At 60.5% G+C, this 15,119-nt stretch carries 17 protein-coding genes; 12 read left to right on the forward strand and 5 right to left on the reverse strand.

Going from position 1 to position 15,119, the window contains the following annotated elements:
* Position 1: 1 nt before the first annotated feature.
* Complete coding sequence (locus AC1DKH_RS08940; RefSeq protein WP_477797985.1) at positions 2-961, reverse strand: MerR family transcriptional regulator; 960 nt, start codon at positions 959-961, stop codon at positions 2-4.
* 210 nt (positions 962-1,171) lie between these two features.
* Here AC1DKH_RS08940 and AC1DKH_RS08945 point away from each other — a divergent pair, with 210 nt between their 5' ends.
* The 7 genes from AC1DKH_RS08945 (at position 1,172) to AC1DKH_RS08975 (ending at position 5,677) form a co-directional block, all read left to right on the forward strand.
* Complete coding sequence (locus tag AC1DKH_RS08945; RefSeq protein WP_477752950.1) at positions 1,172-1,741, forward strand: antibiotic biosynthesis monooxygenase; 570 nt, start codon at positions 1,172-1,174, stop codon at positions 1,739-1,741.
* A gap of 70 nt (positions 1,742-1,811) precedes the next feature.
* Entirely contained in the window at positions 1,812-2,522 is a 711-nt protein-coding gene (gene folM / locus AC1DKH_RS08950; RefSeq protein ID WP_477752951.1) for a dihydromonapterin reductase, read from the forward strand.
* A 20-nt stretch (positions 2,523-2,542) separates the two neighbouring features.
* A complete protein-coding gene (folE, locus tag AC1DKH_RS08955) occupies positions 2,543-3,103 on the forward strand; it encodes a GTP cyclohydrolase I FolE (protein WP_477752952.1) in 561 nt (186 codons plus the stop codon).
* Between the two features lie 2 nt (positions 3,104-3,105).
* Positions 3,106-3,477, forward strand: coding sequence for a dihydroneopterin triphosphate 2'-epimerase (gene folX / locus AC1DKH_RS08960; RefSeq protein ID WP_007970304.1), 372 nt, complete (start codon positions 3,106-3,108; stop codon positions 3,475-3,477).
* A 96-nt stretch (positions 3,478-3,573) separates the two neighbouring features.
* A complete protein-coding gene (locus tag AC1DKH_RS08965; RefSeq protein WP_218429330.1) occupies positions 3,574-3,870 on the forward strand; it encodes a DUF1244 domain-containing protein in 297 nt (98 codons plus the stop codon).
* The gene (locus AC1DKH_RS08970; protein WP_477797986.1) at positions 3,863-4,201 is read left to right on the forward strand and encodes a HopJ type III effector protein; all 339 of its coding nucleotides are present in this window, start codon (positions 3,863-3,865) and stop codon (positions 4,199-4,201) included. The genes AC1DKH_RS08965 and AC1DKH_RS08970 overlap by 8 nt, the downstream gene beginning before the upstream one ends.
* Positions 4,202-4,426: 225 nt before the next feature.
* Complete coding sequence (locus AC1DKH_RS08975) at positions 4,427-5,677, forward strand: 2-aminoadipate transaminase (RefSeq protein WP_477797987.1); 1,251 nt, start codon at positions 4,427-4,429, stop codon at positions 5,675-5,677.
* A 165-nt stretch (positions 5,678-5,842) separates the two neighbouring features.
* On the opposite strand, the gene trxB is transcribed toward AC1DKH_RS08975, so the two are convergent.
* Complete coding sequence (trxB, locus tag AC1DKH_RS08980; RefSeq protein ID WP_160387065.1) at positions 5,843-6,799, reverse strand: thioredoxin-disulfide reductase; 957 nt, start codon at positions 6,797-6,799, stop codon at positions 5,843-5,845.
* Between the two features lie 315 nt (positions 6,800-7,114).
* On the opposite strand from trxB, the gene cysZ reads away from it, so the two are divergent.
* Positions 7,115-7,867, forward strand: a complete 753-nt coding sequence (gene cysZ, locus AC1DKH_RS08985; protein ID WP_477760007.1) for a sulfate transporter CysZ — start codon at positions 7,115-7,117, stop codon at positions 7,865-7,867.
* 57 nt (positions 7,868-7,924) lie between these two features.
* Positions 7,925-9,124 carry a glycosyltransferase family 4 protein gene (locus AC1DKH_RS08990; RefSeq protein WP_477755367.1) on the forward strand — a complete coding sequence of 400 codons (1,200 nt, stop codon included), beginning with the start codon at positions 7,925-7,927 and terminating at the stop codon, positions 9,122-9,124.
* A gap of 136 nt (positions 9,125-9,260) precedes the next feature.
* On the opposite strand, the gene AC1DKH_RS08995 is transcribed toward AC1DKH_RS08990, so the two are convergent.
* The 3 genes from AC1DKH_RS08995 to AC1DKH_RS09005 all read right to left on the reverse strand — a co-directional run bounded on the left by AC1DKH_RS08995 (position 9,261) and on the right by AC1DKH_RS09005 (position 11,673).
* Complete coding sequence (locus AC1DKH_RS08995) at positions 9,261-10,364, reverse strand: NADH:flavin oxidoreductase (protein WP_477788200.1); 1,104 nt, start codon at positions 10,362-10,364, stop codon at positions 9,261-9,263.
* 218 nt (positions 10,365-10,582) lie between these two features.
* Complete coding sequence (locus AC1DKH_RS09000) at positions 10,583-11,065, reverse strand: glutathione peroxidase (protein WP_108218223.1); 483 nt, start codon at positions 11,063-11,065, stop codon at positions 10,583-10,585.
* Positions 11,066-11,187: 122 nt separating this feature from the next.
* Complete coding sequence (locus tag AC1DKH_RS09005) at positions 11,188-11,673, reverse strand: FKBP-type peptidyl-prolyl cis-trans isomerase (protein ID WP_007942189.1); 486 nt, start codon at positions 11,671-11,673, stop codon at positions 11,188-11,190.
* Between AC1DKH_RS09005 and AC1DKH_RS09010 the strand changes: the two genes are divergently transcribed.
* Genes AC1DKH_RS09010 through AC1DKH_RS09020 form a run of 3 tightly spaced genes read left to right on the forward strand, consistent with a single transcriptional unit; the run spans position 11,642 to position 15,034 of the window.
* A complete protein-coding gene (locus AC1DKH_RS09010; protein WP_477755365.1) occupies positions 11,642-11,968 on the forward strand; it encodes a DUF3565 domain-containing protein in 327 nt (108 codons plus the stop codon). The two genes, AC1DKH_RS09005 and AC1DKH_RS09010, sit on opposite strands and share 32 nt — an antisense overlap.
* Before the next feature lie 60 nt (positions 11,969-12,028).
* A complete protein-coding gene (gene pta, locus AC1DKH_RS09015) occupies positions 12,029-14,128 on the forward strand; it encodes a phosphate acetyltransferase (RefSeq protein ID WP_477797988.1) in 2,100 nt (699 codons plus the stop codon).
* The gene (locus tag AC1DKH_RS09020) at positions 14,129-15,034 is read left to right on the forward strand and encodes an acyltransferase (RefSeq protein WP_477797989.1); all 906 of its coding nucleotides are present in this window, start codon (positions 14,129-14,131) and stop codon (positions 15,032-15,034) included.
* The last annotated feature ends 85 nt before the right edge of the window (positions 15,035-15,119 follow it).

Below are 15,119 nucleotides of genomic sequence, written 5' to 3' on the forward strand. Positions count from 1 at the left end.
CTCAAGTATCCAGACTACCCGCCAGGAACTGCTTCAGACGCTGGCTCATGACCTCCCCTTCATTGCCCAGGCATCCGATCGATGACCCGGCCAGGCTCTCCTGTACCAGATCGCAAGCATCACCGGCCAACAACAATCGGCACTCCAGACTCATGGCCAGGCGATTCAAGCGCCGCGGCAACTCGGGAGCCGGCACATGATTGGAAAACAACACCAGCGCCAAGGGCTTGACCCTTTCACACGTCAGCACCAGCTCATCGAACGGCTGACCAATGTTCAGCACGCGAACGGCCGCTGGCCCGGCACTCAGAAACAGGGCGGCGACCAACAGTTCCAGCTCGCGGCAATGGCCAACCAAGGCACAGATGACCACCCGAGGCGGCTGTTTGTCTCGCAGCAACAACAGACGCTGCACCACCCGGGAACGCAAAAATCCATCCAGGAACAGCCACTCGCTGGTCCCGCCGAACTGGTCCTGTCGTTGCAACAATTGCTTCCAGACAGGGATCAGAATGTCCTGAAACACCACCGGCAGGGCGTGACTGGAAAAGATTTTCCCGTAGACCTGCTCCAGCCGAATGTCGTCAAACCCGTTGACCGCAGCAAGAACCTGTTGCTGCCACTGTGCATAATCGGCTTCCACGAGGTTGTTGGGGATAATGTGCGACAACGCCTGGAGCGGCTGGGTTTTGGCCAGGATCCTGCCGATCTTGCTGACGACTACACCGCGCTCGACCCAGCCGAGGACGTCGCGAATCCGTTCGATATCGGTCAGCGAATACAGGCGATGCCCACTTTCGGTGCGCATTGGAACAATCAGGCCATAACGTCGCTCCCAGGCTCGAAGCGTGACCGGATTGACGCCCGTCAGGCGCGCCACCTCGCGAATCGGATAGAGCTGTTCCTGTTCAAGGGAGACAGCCCGCGGTACACCTGAAACTACGTCAGTGAGGACAGGCATCTAGGATTGTATGTCCATGTGCAGGTGGGATCCCATTTAACTCCTCTGCCCCACAACGATTCAAGTTCATAATCGAAAAAAATCGCTCAAAGACGAAACCGGCAGAATGAGGAATAATCCTTGCTTGTTTCAAGCCGCAGCCCACTACCCCGGCGCTGCGCCTGGCGAAGTTCCTATCCGGAGCGACGCAAATGTCTACGGAGATGCACAATGTCTACCCCTCCCGTCACGCTGATGGTTGCGCGCCGCGTTGCCAATGGACGTTATCAAGACCTGATCGCCTGGCTGCGCGAAGGCGAACAACTGGCCACCGACTTTCCTGGCTACCTTGGCTCCGGAGTACTCGCACCGCCGCCCGGTGATGACGAATGCCAGATTATCTTCCGCTTCGCCGACGAGCAGACCCTGCATGCCTGGGAGTATTCCGCTTCGCGCAGCGCCTGGCTCGGACGCGGCAGCGAGTTGTTCGCCCACCCGACGGAACATCGGGTCAGCGGCATCGAGGGCTGGTTCGGTGCCGTCGGTCAACGCCCGCCGCGCTGGAAACAGGCCGTGGCAATCTGGTTGGCGTTCTTTCCGGTTTCCCTGCTGTTCAACTTTGCGCTGGGGTCGCTGCTGAGTGAGATGGCGCTGCTGCTCCGCATGTTCATCAGCACCCTGTGCCTGACGCCGTTGATGGTGTATTTCTTCATTCCACTGTCGACCCGTTTGCTGGCCAATTGGCTGAACAGCACGCCCGTACGCCGCTTGCCCGCCGCCCCCTCCACCCAAAACCACTGATATTGCGCACAATAGGTAGAGCGCTCCCGTCGCTGGTATAGTTTTGTTCTCACCGCGACGCGAGCCGTTCATGACTTTTTCTGCAGCCCCCATCCTCATTACCGGAGCCGGCCAGCGTGTCGGCCTGCATTGCGCCCGGCGACTGCTGGAAGATGGCCAGCGCGTGATTTTCAGCTACCGCAGCGAACGACCCGGCGTACAAGCCCTGCGCGATCTGGGGGCCACCGCGGTGTTCGCGGACTTCGCCAGCGAGGCCGGGATCCTCGCCTTCATCAGCGAACTGAAAACCCACACCGACTGTTTACGGGCGATTGTCCACAACGCCTCCGAATGGCTGGCCGAAACGCCGGACACCGACGCTGCAGCGTTCACCCGCATGTTCAGCGTGCACATGCTGGCGCCCTACCTGATCAACCTGCATTGCGCCGACCTGCTGCAACGCTCAAGCCCCGCAGACATCGTGCACATCAGCGATGACGTGACCCGCAAGGGCAGTAGCAGGCACATCGGCTATTGCGCCAGCAAAGCCGGGCTCGACAGCCTGACCCTGTCCTTCGCCGCCAGGTACGCGCCGGCCATCAAGGTCAACGGGATCGCGCCAGCCCTGCTACTGTTCAACCCTGAGGACGACGCGGCCTACCGCGCCAAGGTGCTGGCCAAGTCCGCGCTGGGCATCGAACCCGGCTGTGAAGTGATCTACCAGAGCCTGCGCTATCTGCTCGACAACCCTTATGTCACCGGCACCACCCTGACCGTCAACGGCGGAAGGCACATCAAATAAGTGTCCCGCGAGGATTTTCCATGACGTTATCGCTGCCCCAGAATTATCGAGAGATCCTCATCGGTCTCGGTGAAAACCCCAACCGCGAAGGTTTGCTCGATACGCCGATGCGCGCGGCCAAAGCCATGCAGTACCTTTGCCATGGTTACGAGCAAAGTGTCGAAGAGATCGTCAATGGCGCGCTGTTCGCCTCCGACAACGATGAAATGGTCATCGTCGACAACATCGAGCTGTACTCGCTTTGCGAACACCACATGCTGCCCTTCATCGGCAAGGCGCATGTGGCTTATATTCCAACCGGCAAAGTGCTGGGCCTGTCGAAGATCGCACGGCTGGTGGACATGTTCGCCCGGCGCCTGCAAATCCAGGAAAACCTCACCCGGCAAATCGCCGACGCCGTGCAACAGGTGACCGGCGCGGCAGGCGTCGCGGTGGTCATCGAGGCACAGCACATGTGCATGATGATGCGCGGCGTCGAGAAACAGAATTCGACCATGAACACCTCGGTGATGCTCGGCGCCTTCCGCGAGTCGAGCAACACCCGCCAGGAGTTCCTGCAATTGATTGGACGGAGCAAGTAGCAATGCCACAACTTCAGCCAGGCATGGCACGCATCCGGGTCAAAGACCTGTGCCTGCGTACCTTCATCGGCATCAACGAGGATGAAATCCTCAACAAGCAGGATGTGCTGATCAACCTCACCATCCTGTACGCAGCCCAGGAAGCGGTGCGGGACAACGACATCGATCACGCGCTGAACTACCGGACCATTACCAAGGCGATCATTGCCCATGTGGAAGGCAACCGCTTTGCGCTGCTCGAACGCCTGACCCAGGAAATTCTCGACCTGGTGATGGCTAACGCATCGGTGCTCTACGCCGAGGTCGAGGTCGACAAGCCCCACGCGCTGCGATTTGCCGAGTCGGTGTCGATTACGCTGGCAGCGAGCCGCTAGCTTCAAGGCACAAGCGCCAGGCTGTAAACTTGCAGCCACCGCCATCCAACTTGCAGCTTCAAGCGTGCCGCTTGAAGCTGTCTCGCAGAGACCGCCATGACCGATCAACAACGCCTGGAACTCGAAGCCGCCGCCTTTCGCCGGCTGGTGGCCCACCTCGACAGCCGTAAGGATGTGCAAAACATCGACCTGATGAACCTCTCGGGCTTCTGCCGCAACTGCCTGTCCAAGTGGTACAAGGCGGCGGCTGACGAACGCCAGATCGAGGTCAGCCTCGATGAAGCCCGCGAAGTGGTTTACGGCATGCCGTACGCCGAGTGGAAAGCCCAATTTCAGCAAGAAGCCAACGCCGAACAACAGGCGGCGTTCGCCAAAGGAAAACCCAATGAGTGATTTGAACACCCTGCGCGCCAGCCTCAACAGCGGCGAACACGCCTTCGCCGATACTCTGGCGTTCATTGCTGCCGGTTACGACTACCAGCCTCAGGCCTTCAACAACGGTGGCGTGGAAAACGCGGCCGGGCAGAACGAAGGCTCGTGCAAGACCTTGGGCCTGGCGCTGCTCGAAGGCTTGAGTGATGCAGAAGCCCTGTTGGCTTTCGGCGAGCATTACCGTTCGGTTGTTGCCACACCTGAAGGCAGTGATCACGGCAATATCCGTGCATTGATGGCCCATGGTCTGGCTGGCGTGAAATTCACCCAACAGCCACTGACCCGCCGCTGATTCAAATTGTAGGAGCGAACCTGCTCGCGATGAACCTGAGAGCGCTGCGGGGCATCAGGCACCCAGTGTTATCGTTCACGACCATCGCGAGCAGGCTCGCTCCTACAGACGATCGACAGCACAACCCGACTTTTAAGATTGACCCCGCCACTTTATTTCGTTTGCCGGGTACCGCTGCTCACGGCTTAGATAAAAGAAGTCCTCCTTCTTTCGAGCCGGTCATCCATGCGCAGCGAATCCATCAGCCAGTCGATCAACATCGTTCACCCTGTCACGCTCAGCCACGGTAAAAACGCCGAGGTCTGGGACACCGATGGCAAACGCTACATCGACTTTGTCGGCGGCATCGGCGTGTTGAACCTCGGCCATTGCCATCCGCGTATCGTCGAAGCCATCCGCGAACAAGCCACCCGACTGACCCATTACGCGTTCAATGCAGCGCCCCATGTGCCTTACCTCGAACTGATGGATCGCCTCAGCGCGTTCATGCCGGTGAGTTACCCGGTCAGCGGCATGCTCACCAACAGCGGCGCGGAAGCAGCGGAAAACGCCTTGAAGATCGTCCGTGGCGCCACCGGCCGTAGCGTGGTCATCGCCTTCGACGGCGCTTTCCACGGCCGCACACTGGCCACCCTCAACCTCAACGGCAAAGTCGCGCCCTACAAACAGAAAGTCGGCGTGCTGCCGGGGCCGGTATTTCACCTGCCCTTCCCCAGCCAGGACAACGGCGTCACCGGTGCCGAGGCCCTCAAAGCCATGGAGCGCCTGTTCAGCGTCGAGATCGATGTCGAGGACGTCGCCTGCTTTATCGTCGAACCGGTGCAGGGCGAAGCGGGCTTCCTGGCCATGGAGGCCGAGTTCGCCCAGGCGCTGCGCAAGTTCTGCGACGACAAGGGCATTGTACTGATCGCCGATGAAATCCAGTCCGGTTTCGGCCGAACCGGCCAGCGCTTCGCGTTCTCGCGATTAGGCATCGAACCAGACCTGATCCTGCTCGGCAAAAGCATCGCCGGCGGTGTGCCGCTGGGTGCGGTGGTCGGGCGCAAGTCGCTGCTCGACAACTTGCCCAAGGGCGGACTTGGCGGCACTTACTCCGGCAATCCCATCGCCTGTGCAGCGGCATTGGCAACCCTGGACGAAATGACCGATGCCAACCTGCACGCTTGGGGTGCCCAACAGGAAGAAGCGATTGTCGGCCGCCATGCAACCTGGCGCGCGAACAAGCTGACGCCGTACGTGGGACGCCTGACCGGCGTCGGCGCCATGCGTGGCATCGAGCTGATCAACGCCGATGGCTCGCCCGCACCGGCCCAATTGACCCAACTGCTGGCGCTGGCGCGGGATGCGGGTCTGCTGCTGATGCCCAGTGGCAAATCGCGGCACATCATTCGCCTGCTGGCCCCGTTGACCATCGAGGCAACGGTGCTGGAGGAAGGGCTGGATATTCTTGAGGCGTGCCTGAAGAAATTGACCTGAACACATTTCCCTGTAGGAGCGAGCTTGCTCGCGATGGAGTGTCAGTCGACAACAATGTGGCTGATATACCATCGCGAGCAAGCTCGCTCCTACAAGGTCATCGCATTTTTCGCAGGCACAAAAAAACCGGCCGAAGCCGGTTTTCTTATTTCAACAACAGCAGAATCAAGCGTTCTGCAGATCGTCGAGGTAACGCTCGGCATCCAGTGCCGCCATGCAACCGGCGCCAGCGGAGGTGATGGCCTGACGGTAAACGTGGTCAGCCACGTCACCGGCGGCGAAGATGCCTTCGAGGCTGGTGGCGGTGGCGTTGCCGTCACGGCCGCCCTGCACAACCAGGTAGCCGTCTTTCAGGGTCAACTGGCCTTCGAACAGCGAAGTGTTCGGGGTGTGGCCGATGGCGATGAACACGCCGTCGACTTTCACTTCGTCGAAGCTGCCGTCGTTGTTCTTCAGGCGCGCACCGGTCACACCCATGTTGTCGCCCAGCACTTCGTCCAGGGTCGCGTTCAGCTTCAGCTCGATCTTGCCTTCGGCAACACGGGCATTCAGCTTGTCGATCAGGATCTTCTCGGCGCGGAAAGTCTCGCGACGGTGGATCAAGGTCACCTTGCTGGCGATGTTGGCCAGGTACAGGGCCTCTTCAACAGCGGTGTTGCCGCCGCCGACCACGGCAACCGGCTTGTTGCGGTAGAAGAAACCGTCGCAGGTCGCGCAGGCCGAAACGCCCTTGCCCATGAACGTTTCTTCCGATGGCAGGCCCAGGTAACGAGCGCTGGCGCCGGTGGCGATGATCAGGGCGTCGCAGGTGTAAGTCGCGCTGTCGCCGGTCAGGGTGTACGGCTTGGCGGCGAAGTCCACGGCATTGATGTGATCGAAAACGATCTCGGTTTCGAAACGCTCGGCGTGCTCGCGCATCCGCTCCATCAGCGCCGGGCCGGTCAGGCCGTGGACGTCGCCCGGCCAGTTGTCGACTTCGGTGGTGGTGGTCAGTTGACCGCCAGCCTGCATGCCGGTGATCAGCAGTGGCTTGAGGTTGGCACGGGCGGCATAGACCGCGGCGCTGTAACCGGCAGGGCCGGAACCGAGAATAATCACTCGCGAATGACGGACTTCAGACATGACCTGCTCCTGTTGACCGGCCCGGAACACCTGGCGCGGAACGCCGGATTGCCGGCTGGAATAAAAAAGAACGGTTGAAAGCACTTGGGGAAGGCTTGAACCCGACCGTCCTGTAAAAAGATTGGGTGCAGCGTATCGAGGGGGCGAAGATTAAGGAAATACGGATTAACAATCCAGCTCATAGGTGGTCTCTATGCCATCTGACCGACGATATCGACGTCTTTGTTACAGTGAATGTCGATACCACTGCCGCGCTTTCGCACATGAAGCAAAGCCGGTAAGGTCGGCGCGTTTTCCCTTTGCTCGGAGCACATCATGCCTGCCCCCGTTCTGTCCGGCCCGCAATACCTGCGCGAAGGCCTCAAGCTGGTGCTGAGCCCCAGCCTGCGTTTGTTCGTGTTGTTGCCGCTGGCGATCAACCTGGTGCTGTTCGTCGGATTGATCTACCTGGCCGGCCATCAATTCAGCTTGTGGGTCGATACGCTGATGCCGTCCCTGCCCGACTGGCTGAGTTTTCTCAGCTACATCCTCTGGCCGCTGTTCGTGGTGCTCGTCGTGCTGATGGTGTTCTTCACCTTCACCATGCTCGCCAACGTCATTGCCGCGCCATTCAACGGCTTCCTGGCGGAGAAAGTCGAGGTGGTGGTGCGCGGCACCGACGACTTCCCGACCTTCAGCTGGGGCGAACTGATTGCGATGATCCCGCGCACCCTGGCCCGGGAAATGCGCAAGCTCGGCTACTTCCTGCCCCGGGCTATCGGGCTGTTCATCCTCTCGTTCATCCCGGTGGTGAACATCATCGCCGCGCCGCTGTGGCTGTTGTTCGGGGTATGGATGATGGCGATCCAGTACATCGACTACCCGGCGGACAACCACAAACTGGGCTGGAACGAAATGCTCGCCTGGCTGCGACAGAAGCGCTGGCAAAGCATGAGCTTCGGCGGCATCGTCTACCTGGTGCTGCTGATCCCGGTGGTCAACATCCTGATGATGCCGGCCGCCGTGGCCGGGGCAACGCTGTTCTGGGTGCGTGAGCGCGGCGCGGAAAACCTGGTGGCGCAGCGCTGAGCCATCAGCTCCGGTACCGCAGTCACAAATCCATCATCCAGACGTCACACTGACGACATGCCCCCAGCCGACACTGGGGTCATGACGACAGCTCTGCATATCACCCTGATCACCGAAACCTTCCCTCCGGAAATCAACGGCGTGGCCAATACCCTGGGGCACTTGTGCGACGGTTTGCGCGCACGCGGGCATCAGGTGGAACTGGTGCGACCGCGTCAGGGCTGCGACCAACAGCTGGGCAGCGACGATGAACTGCTGCTATGCCGCGGCTGGCCGCTACCGGGTTATCCCGGCCTGCAATGGGGTCAGTCGTCGATGCACAAGCTGCTGCGGCGCTGGACGCGTCATCGCCCGGATGTGCTCTACATCGCCACCGAGGGCCCGCTGGGCCTCTCTGCATTGCGTGCGGCACGGCGACTGGGGATTTCCGTGGTCAGCGGTTTTCACACCAATTTCCAGCAATACTCCAACCAGTACGGGCTTGGTTTGCTCACGCGCCTGCTGACTCACTACCTGCGCTGGTTCCACAACCGCTCGACCATGACCCTGGTGCCCAGCGTCAGTCAGCGCATGGAACTGGAGCGACGTCATTTCGAACGACTGGCGTTGCTGTCCCGAGGGGTCGACAGCGAATTGTTTCACCCGGCCAAACGCTTGAATGCCCTGCGCGAGCAATGGGGACTGGCCGAGGCAGACATCGCCGTCATTCATGTCGGACGCCTGGCCCCGGAAAAAAACCTCGGCCTGCTCAAGCGTACCTTCAATACCCTCAAGGCGAGTTATCCCCAGCGCATCCTGAAACTGATCGTTGTCGGCGATGGCCCGCAGCGCCAGGAACTGGAAAACGAAATCCCCGAGGCGATTTTCTGTGGTACCCAACGGGGTGAAGCCCTGGCGTGTCACTACGCTTCGGGCGACGTGTTTTTGTTTCCGAGCCTGACCGAAACCTTTGGCAATGTAGTGCTTGAAGCACTTGCCTCGGGGCTCGGCGTGGTGGCCTACGACCAGGCGGCAGCCGCCCAGCATATTCGTCATGGCTACAACGGCGTGCTGGCGATGCCGGGAGATGAAGAAGCGTTCTGCGATGCAGCGGCATGGCTGCTGGAGGAAAGGGAAGCCTTGCGCAATGTGCGGCTCAATGCGCGCCAGCATGCCAGTCGCCAGGGTTGGGCGACGATTATCGAGCAGTTCGAGGGACAGTTGCGCGGGGCATGTGCGGGGGAGATGGTGGTGCCGAATGCACCGACTGTGCCCTGAATCTTCGGTGATTTGAAGTCCGCCATCGCGAGCAAGCTCGCTCCCACAGTAGTTCTTCGGTGGTCACAGGATTTGTGGTCACCATCGATCAATGTGGGAGCGAGCTTGCTCGCGATGAGGCCTTCCCGGTCGCTGCTTAAACCAGCGTCATCAACGCCTCACGGCTGAACGGCAGAATGTCTTCCTCACGGCCGTCGCGCACTTTCTGCGCCCAGTCCGGGTCCACCAGCAACGCACGACCGACCGCTACCAGGTCAAACTCGTCGTTGTTCAGGCGCTCCAGCAGTTTTTCCAGGCTGGCGGGCTGTGCGACCTTGTCGGTGTTGACCATGAACTGCAGGAACTCGCCATCCAGGCCGACGCTGCCTACGGTGATGGTCGGCTTGCCGGTGAGTTGACGGGTCCAGCCGGCCAGATTCAACTCGGAACCGTCGAACTCCGGCTCCCAGAAACGGCGGGTCGAGCAGTGGAAAATATCCACGCCCGCATCCGCCAGCGGCTTGAGAAACTCGCCCAAGGCTTCCGGGGTTTGCACCAGGCGTGCGGTGTAGTCCTGCTGCTTCCACTGGGAGAAACGGAAGATGATCGGGAAACCTTCACCGACTGCGGCACGCACGGCCTGAATCAATTCAATGGCGAAGCGCGAACGGTTGGCCAGGCTGCCGCCGTACTCGTCGGTACGCTGGTTGCTGCCTTCCCAGAAGAACTGGTCGATCAAGTAACCGTGGGCACCGTGGATTTCCACGCCGTCCATGCCGATGCTCTGGGCATCCTTGGCGGCCTGGGCGAACGCGGCGATCACGTCCTGGATGTCTTGCTTGGTCATGCCGTGCACCACGACCTGACCTTCCTTCACTTTTTCCGACGGGCCATAACCCGGCACGCTGGCGTCCGGCTCGGTGCCGATACGACGTACGCTGCCCACATGCCACAACTGTGGAACGATCTTGCCGCCTTCGGCGTGAACGGCATCGACGACTTTCTTCCAGCCGGCCAGGGCCGCTTCACCGTAGAAATGCGGAACGTTCGGGTAGCCGTTGGACGCCTTGTGACCGACGGTGGTGCCTTCGGTGACGATCAGGCCGACGCCCGCAGCGGCGCGGCGACGGTAGTATTCGATCACTTTGGAATCAGGCACGCCGCCCGGGGAAAAGGAGCGGGTCATCGGCGCCATGACGACGCGGGTCGGCAGTTCGAGGGTGCCGAGGTGGAACGGTTTGAACAGGGCTTTGACGGGCATGGGACGCTCCACGGAAGAATGACTTTATGACGGCGATAATATGGAGAGTCCAACGCATTGAACAGCATTATTGATTGCAGTGATTAAGGATCAAAAGATAGGGAATATTGTAGGAGCGAGCTCGCTCGCGATGGACTGGAGAACGCCGCGCCGTATCAGGCTTGCAGCGTTATCGTTGACGACCATCGCGAGCAAGCTCGCTCCTACAGGGGGGGGGATCAGCTCAGCGCTTTTTCAATCGCGTGAACGATGGTCGGATCATCCGGCGCCGTACGTGGCGAGAACCGCGCCAGCACGCGGCCGTCCTTGCCCAGCAGGAACTTCTCGAAGTTCCAGGTGATGTCGCCGGGAAATTCCGCACCCTCGCCCGCCAGCAAGCGGTACAACTGATGACGGTCATGCCCGTTGACTTCCAGCTTGCTGGACAACGGGAAGGTCACGCCATAGTTGAGGCTGCAGAAATCCTTGATCTGCTGCTCGGTCCCCGGTTCCTGCCCGGCAAACTGGTTGCACGGCAAGCCCAACACGCTGAAGCCTTTGGCCTTGTATTGCTGGTAGAGGTTTTCCAGCGCCGCGTACTGCGGGGTCAAGCCGCATTTGGAGGCGACGTTGACCACCAGCACGACTTGGCCTTTGAAAGGCGCCAGAGGTAGCTCCTGTCCATCCAGGGCTGTCAATTTAAGGTCGTGAAAAGCACTCATGGCGTACTCCAGATTCCCGTGTTCTTTTCGAAACAGCCACTTGGCGGTGTCGTCAGGGACAGCCGCAGACTAAAAAGGCGCCCTCGGGGCGCCTCTCCAGCTATCTGAGCTTAGCGCAGAAATCAGTGGTGATGGCCACCTTCGCCATGGACGTGGCCATGAGCGATTTCTTCCTGGCTGGCGTCACGAATGGCAACGATCTTGACCTGGAAATTCAGGCGCTGACCGGCCAACGGGTGGTTGCCGTCAACGGTCACGTCGTCGCCGTCCAGATCACGGATGGTCACGATCTGCATCTGGCCGTCCGGAGCGGAAGCGTGGAACTGCATGCCCACTTCCAGCTCGTCGACGCCTTCGAACATGCTGCGGCTCAGGGTGCTGACCAGTTCGGCAGCGTATTCGCCGTAAGCGTCTTCCGGCTCAACGGCTACAGTCAGCTCGTCGCCGACAGCCTTGCCTTCCAGAGCCTTTTCCAGGCCCGGGATGATGTTGCCTGCGCCTTGCAGGTAGACCAGCGGCGCGCCGCCGGCGGAGCTGTCGATGACCTCACCAGCGTCGTTGGTCAGGGTATAGTCGATGGAGACAGCCTTATTGGCGGCGATCAGCATGGGGCGAGACCTTTTGCATAAGAAGATTGAAAGGCCAAGTTTAGCGAAGCAATCGTCCGAAAGCGAACACAACACGGACAGACGGGACTCGACGATCACAGGCTTCCACCAGGACGAGGACGGACACTGGGTGGCCGAGCTTTCCTGCGGCCACACCCAACACCTGCGGCACCAGCCACCCTGGCAATCGCGCGCCTGGGTCATGGACCCTGCGCAGCGCCAGGAAAAAATAGGCCAACCCTTTGATTGTGGTTGGTGCGCACAAGGCTCGGTTAGCGATAACCTTGGCGACTGAATTTCGGTAGATCGCCAGTTATAGGCGTTCACCTTTGCCATGCACCTCCAGAGAATCCGCATGCAAACTTTTTTTATCGCGCCCACCGATTTTGGTGTGGGTCTGACCTCCATCAGCCTCGGGCTGGTGCGTACTCTTGAGCGCGCCGGCCTCAAGGTCGGCTTTTTCAAACCGATTGCCCAGCCGCATCCGGGCGACACGGGCCCGGAACGTTCCACCGAACTGGTGGCGCGTACCCACGGCTTGAAACCACCCCAGCCCTTGGGCCTGGCCCATGTCGAGCGCATGCTCGGCGACGGTCAGCTCGATGAGTTGCTCGAAGAAATCATCGTCCTTTATCAGCAGGCGGCCATCGGCAAGGACGTGCTGATCGTCGAAGGCATGGTGCCGACCCGCAGCGCCAGTTATGCCGCGCGGGTCAACCTGCATCTGGCCAAGAGCCTCGACGCCGAGGTGATCCTGGTCTCGGCACCGGAAAACGAAGTGCTGACCGAGCTCTCCGGTCGCGTCGAGTTGCAGGCGCAATTGTTCGGCGGCCCGAAAGACCCGAAAGTCCTTGGTGTGATCCTCAACAAGGTCAAGACCGAGGAAAGTATGGAGGCCTTCGCCACGCGCCTGAAGGAACATTCGCCGTTGCTGCGCAGTGGGGATTTCCGTTTGCTCGGCTGCATTCCGTTCCAGCCGGAACTGAACGCCCCGCGCACCCGCGACGTCGCCGACCTGATGGGCGCGCAAGTGCTCAACGCCGGTGATTACGAAACCCGGCGCATGACCAAGATCATCATTTGCGCCCGCACCATGCGCAACACCGTGGAGTTGCTCAAGCCCGGCGTGCTGGTGGTAACCCCCGGCGACCGCGATGACATCATCCTCGCCGTCAGCCTCGCGGCCTTGAACGGCGTACCGCTGGCCGGCCTGCTGCTGACCAGCGACACCCTGCCCGACCCACGCATCATGGACCTGTGCCGCGGCGCCCTGCAGGCCGGGTTGCCGGTGCTGTCGGTGAGTACCGGCTCCTACGACACCGCCAACCTGCTCAATGGCCTGAACAAGGAAATTCCCATCGATGACCGCGAGCGCGCCGAAATCATCACCGATTTCATCGCCAGCCACCTCGATGCCAACTGGTTGCATCAGCGTTGCGGTACGCCGCGGGAGATGCGCCTGTCGCCAGCAGTTTTCCGCTATCAATTGATCCAGCGCGCCCAGGCGGCCAACAAGCGCATCGTGTTGCCCGAAGGCAGCGAGCCGTTTACCGTACAGGCTGCCGCGATCTGCCAGGCCCGTGGCATCGCTCGCTGTGTGTTGCTGGCCAAGCCCGAAGACGTGCAGGCCGTCGCCCGCGCCCAGGGCATCGAACTGCCGCCAGGCCTGGAAATCATTGATCCGGACTTGATCCGCGAGCGTTATGTCGAGCCAATGGTCGCGCTGCGCAAAAGCAAAAGCCTCAACGCGCCGATGGCCGAGCAACAACTGGAAGACACTGTGGTGATCGGCACCATGATGCTGGCCCTGGATGAAGTCGACGGCCTCGTGTCGGGCGTGATCAACACCACCGCCAACACCATCCGCCCGGCCCTGCAACTGATTAAAACCGCGCCTGGCTGCACCCTGGTGTCGTCGGTGTTCTTCATGCTGTTTCCGGAAGAGGTGCTGGTTTATGGCGACTGCGTGATGAACCCGCACCCAAGTGCCAGCGAACTGGCCGAGATCGCCCTGCAAAGCGCTGACTCGGCCGCCGCCTTCGGCATCACGCCACGGGTAGCGATGATCAGCTACTCCAGCGGTGAATCCGCCAGCGGCGAAGAAGTCGAGAAGGTCCGCGAGGCGACCCTGCTCGCCCACGAACAACAGCACTCGCTGCTGATCGACGGCCCCTTGCAATACGACGCCGCCGCCAACGAAGACGTCGCCCGGCAACTGGCGCCGAACAGTCAGGTCGCCGGTCGTGCCACGGTGTACGTGTTCCCCGACCTCAACACCGGCAACACCACCCACAAGGCCGTGCAACGCAGTGCCGACTGCGTCAGCCTCGGGCCGATGCTGCAAGGCCTGCGCAAACCGGTGAACGATTTGCCGCGCGGCGCGCAGGTCGATGACATCGTCTACACAATCGCGTTGACCGCGATCCAGGCAGCCAACCGACCTATGGATGTGTAAATGCTGGATTTTCTACCCGCTGCGCTGCGGGGCGTGATCGCCTCGCTGCTGTTGGCGCTGAACACGATTTTGCTCTGCTCGTTTCTGTTCTGCGTGGCGCTGGTCAAGGTATTGCCGTTCGCCTTCACCCAGCGTCTCGCGGGCTGGCTGATGAGTCATACCCACGAAGCCTGGATCAGCCTCAACAAAGGCTGGATGAATCTGGTGCGCCGCACGCGCTGGCACATCAGCGGCCTGCAAGGCCTCGACTATCAGCACTCGTACCTGATCACCAGCAACCACCAGAGCTGGGTCGACATTCTGGTGCTGCAATACGTGCTCAACCGGCGCATTCAGCCGCTGAAGTTCTTTCTCAAGCAGGCGCTGATCTGGGTCCCGGTGATCGGTCTGGCTTGGTGGGCGTTGGGCTTTCCGTTCATGAAGCGCTACTCCAAGGCCTATCTGGAGAAACACCCGGAGAAGAAAGGCAAGGACCTGGAAACCACCCGCAAGACCTGTGCGAAATTCCGCAACAACCCGGTGGGCATTTTCAACTTCGTCGAAGGCACGCGCTTTACCGAGGGCAAGCACAAGCAACAACAGTCACCCTTCAAGTACCTGCTCAAGGCCAAGGCCGGCGGCATTGCCTTTGTACTGGATGCGATGGGCGAGCAGCTTGAATCCCTGGTCAACGTGACCATCCACTACCCCGCCGGCCGCCCGGGTTTCTGGGACTTGCTGTGCGGGAACGTTGCGGACGTGGTGGTGCACTTTGAAGAGCTGAAGATTCCGCCGCAATTCATTGGCAAGAACTATGACCAGGACGGCGAATACCGCCTGCAGTTTCAGGGCTGGATCAACCAGTTGTGGCAGGACAAGGATGCGTTGCTGGAACAGATGCATCGGGAGTATCCCGCCAGGAAATAAGCCGTCGAAGACCTCACTCCTTCGATGTTGCATCTTAAGGAGCAAAGGCGGCTTGGTTCCGGTTCTCGACGAAATCAAGGTGGGT

It is taken from the genome of Pseudomonas sp. 05L36 (assembly GCF_056398125.1).

What these genes read in the sequence shown, in the direction of transcription:
- folM (WP_477752951.1), top strand. Translation starts at nt 1,812, where the DNA reads ATGACTTTTTCTGCAGCCCCCATCCTCATTACCGGAGCCGGCCAGCGT.
- AC1DKH_RS09005 (WP_007942189.1), bottom strand. Translation starts at nt 11,673, where the DNA reads ATGCTGATCGCCGCCAATAAGGCTGTCTCCATCGACTATACCCTGACC.
- AC1DKH_RS08995 (WP_477788200.1), bottom strand. Translation starts at nt 10,364, where the DNA reads ATGCCCGTCAAAGCCCTGTTCAAACCGTTCCACCTCGGCACCCTCGAA.
- AC1DKH_RS08970 (WP_477797986.1), top strand. Translation starts at nt 3,863, where the DNA reads ATGAGTGATTTGAACACCCTGCGCGCCAGCCTCAACAGCGGCGAACAC.
- AC1DKH_RS08965 (WP_218429330.1), top strand. Translation starts at nt 3,574, where the DNA reads ATGACCGATCAACAACGCCTGGAACTCGAAGCCGCCGCCTTTCGCCGG.
- pta (WP_477797988.1), top strand. Translation starts at nt 12,029, where the DNA reads ATGCAAACTTTTTTTATCGCGCCCACCGATTTTGGTGTGGGTCTGACC.
- AC1DKH_RS08990 (WP_477755367.1), top strand. Translation starts at nt 7,925, where the DNA reads ATGCCCCCAGCCGACACTGGGGTCATGACGACAGCTCTGCATATCACC.
- AC1DKH_RS09020 (WP_477797989.1), top strand. Translation starts at nt 14,129, where the DNA reads ATGCTGGATTTTCTACCCGCTGCGCTGCGGGGCGTGATCGCCTCGCTG.
- AC1DKH_RS08975 (WP_477797987.1), top strand. Translation starts at nt 4,427, where the DNA reads ATGCGCAGCGAATCCATCAGCCAGTCGATCAACATCGTTCACCCTGTC.
- folX (WP_007970304.1), top strand. Translation starts at nt 3,106, where the DNA reads ATGCCACAACTTCAGCCAGGCATGGCACGCATCCGGGTCAAAGACCTG.
- AC1DKH_RS08940 (WP_477797985.1), bottom strand. Translation starts at nt 961, where the DNA reads ATGCCTGTCCTCACTGACGTAGTTTCAGGTGTACCGCGGGCTGTCTCC.
- AC1DKH_RS09000 (WP_108218223.1), bottom strand. Translation starts at nt 11,065, where the DNA reads ATGAGTGCTTTTCACGACCTTAAATTGACAGCCCTGGATGGACAGGAG.
- folE (WP_477752952.1), top strand. Translation starts at nt 2,543, where the DNA reads ATGACGTTATCGCTGCCCCAGAATTATCGAGAGATCCTCATCGGTCTC.
- AC1DKH_RS08945 (WP_477752950.1), top strand. Translation starts at nt 1,172, where the DNA reads ATGTCTACCCCTCCCGTCACGCTGATGGTTGCGCGCCGCGTTGCCAAT.
- cysZ (WP_477760007.1), top strand. Translation starts at nt 7,115, where the DNA reads ATGCCTGCCCCCGTTCTGTCCGGCCCGCAATACCTGCGCGAAGGCCTC.
- trxB (WP_160387065.1), bottom strand. Translation starts at nt 6,799, where the DNA reads ATGTCTGAAGTCCGTCATTCGCGAGTGATTATTCTCGGTTCCGGCCCT.
- AC1DKH_RS09010 (WP_477755365.1), top strand. Translation starts at nt 11,642, where the DNA reads ATGGAGACAGCCTTATTGGCGGCGATCAGCATGGGGCGAGACCTTTTG.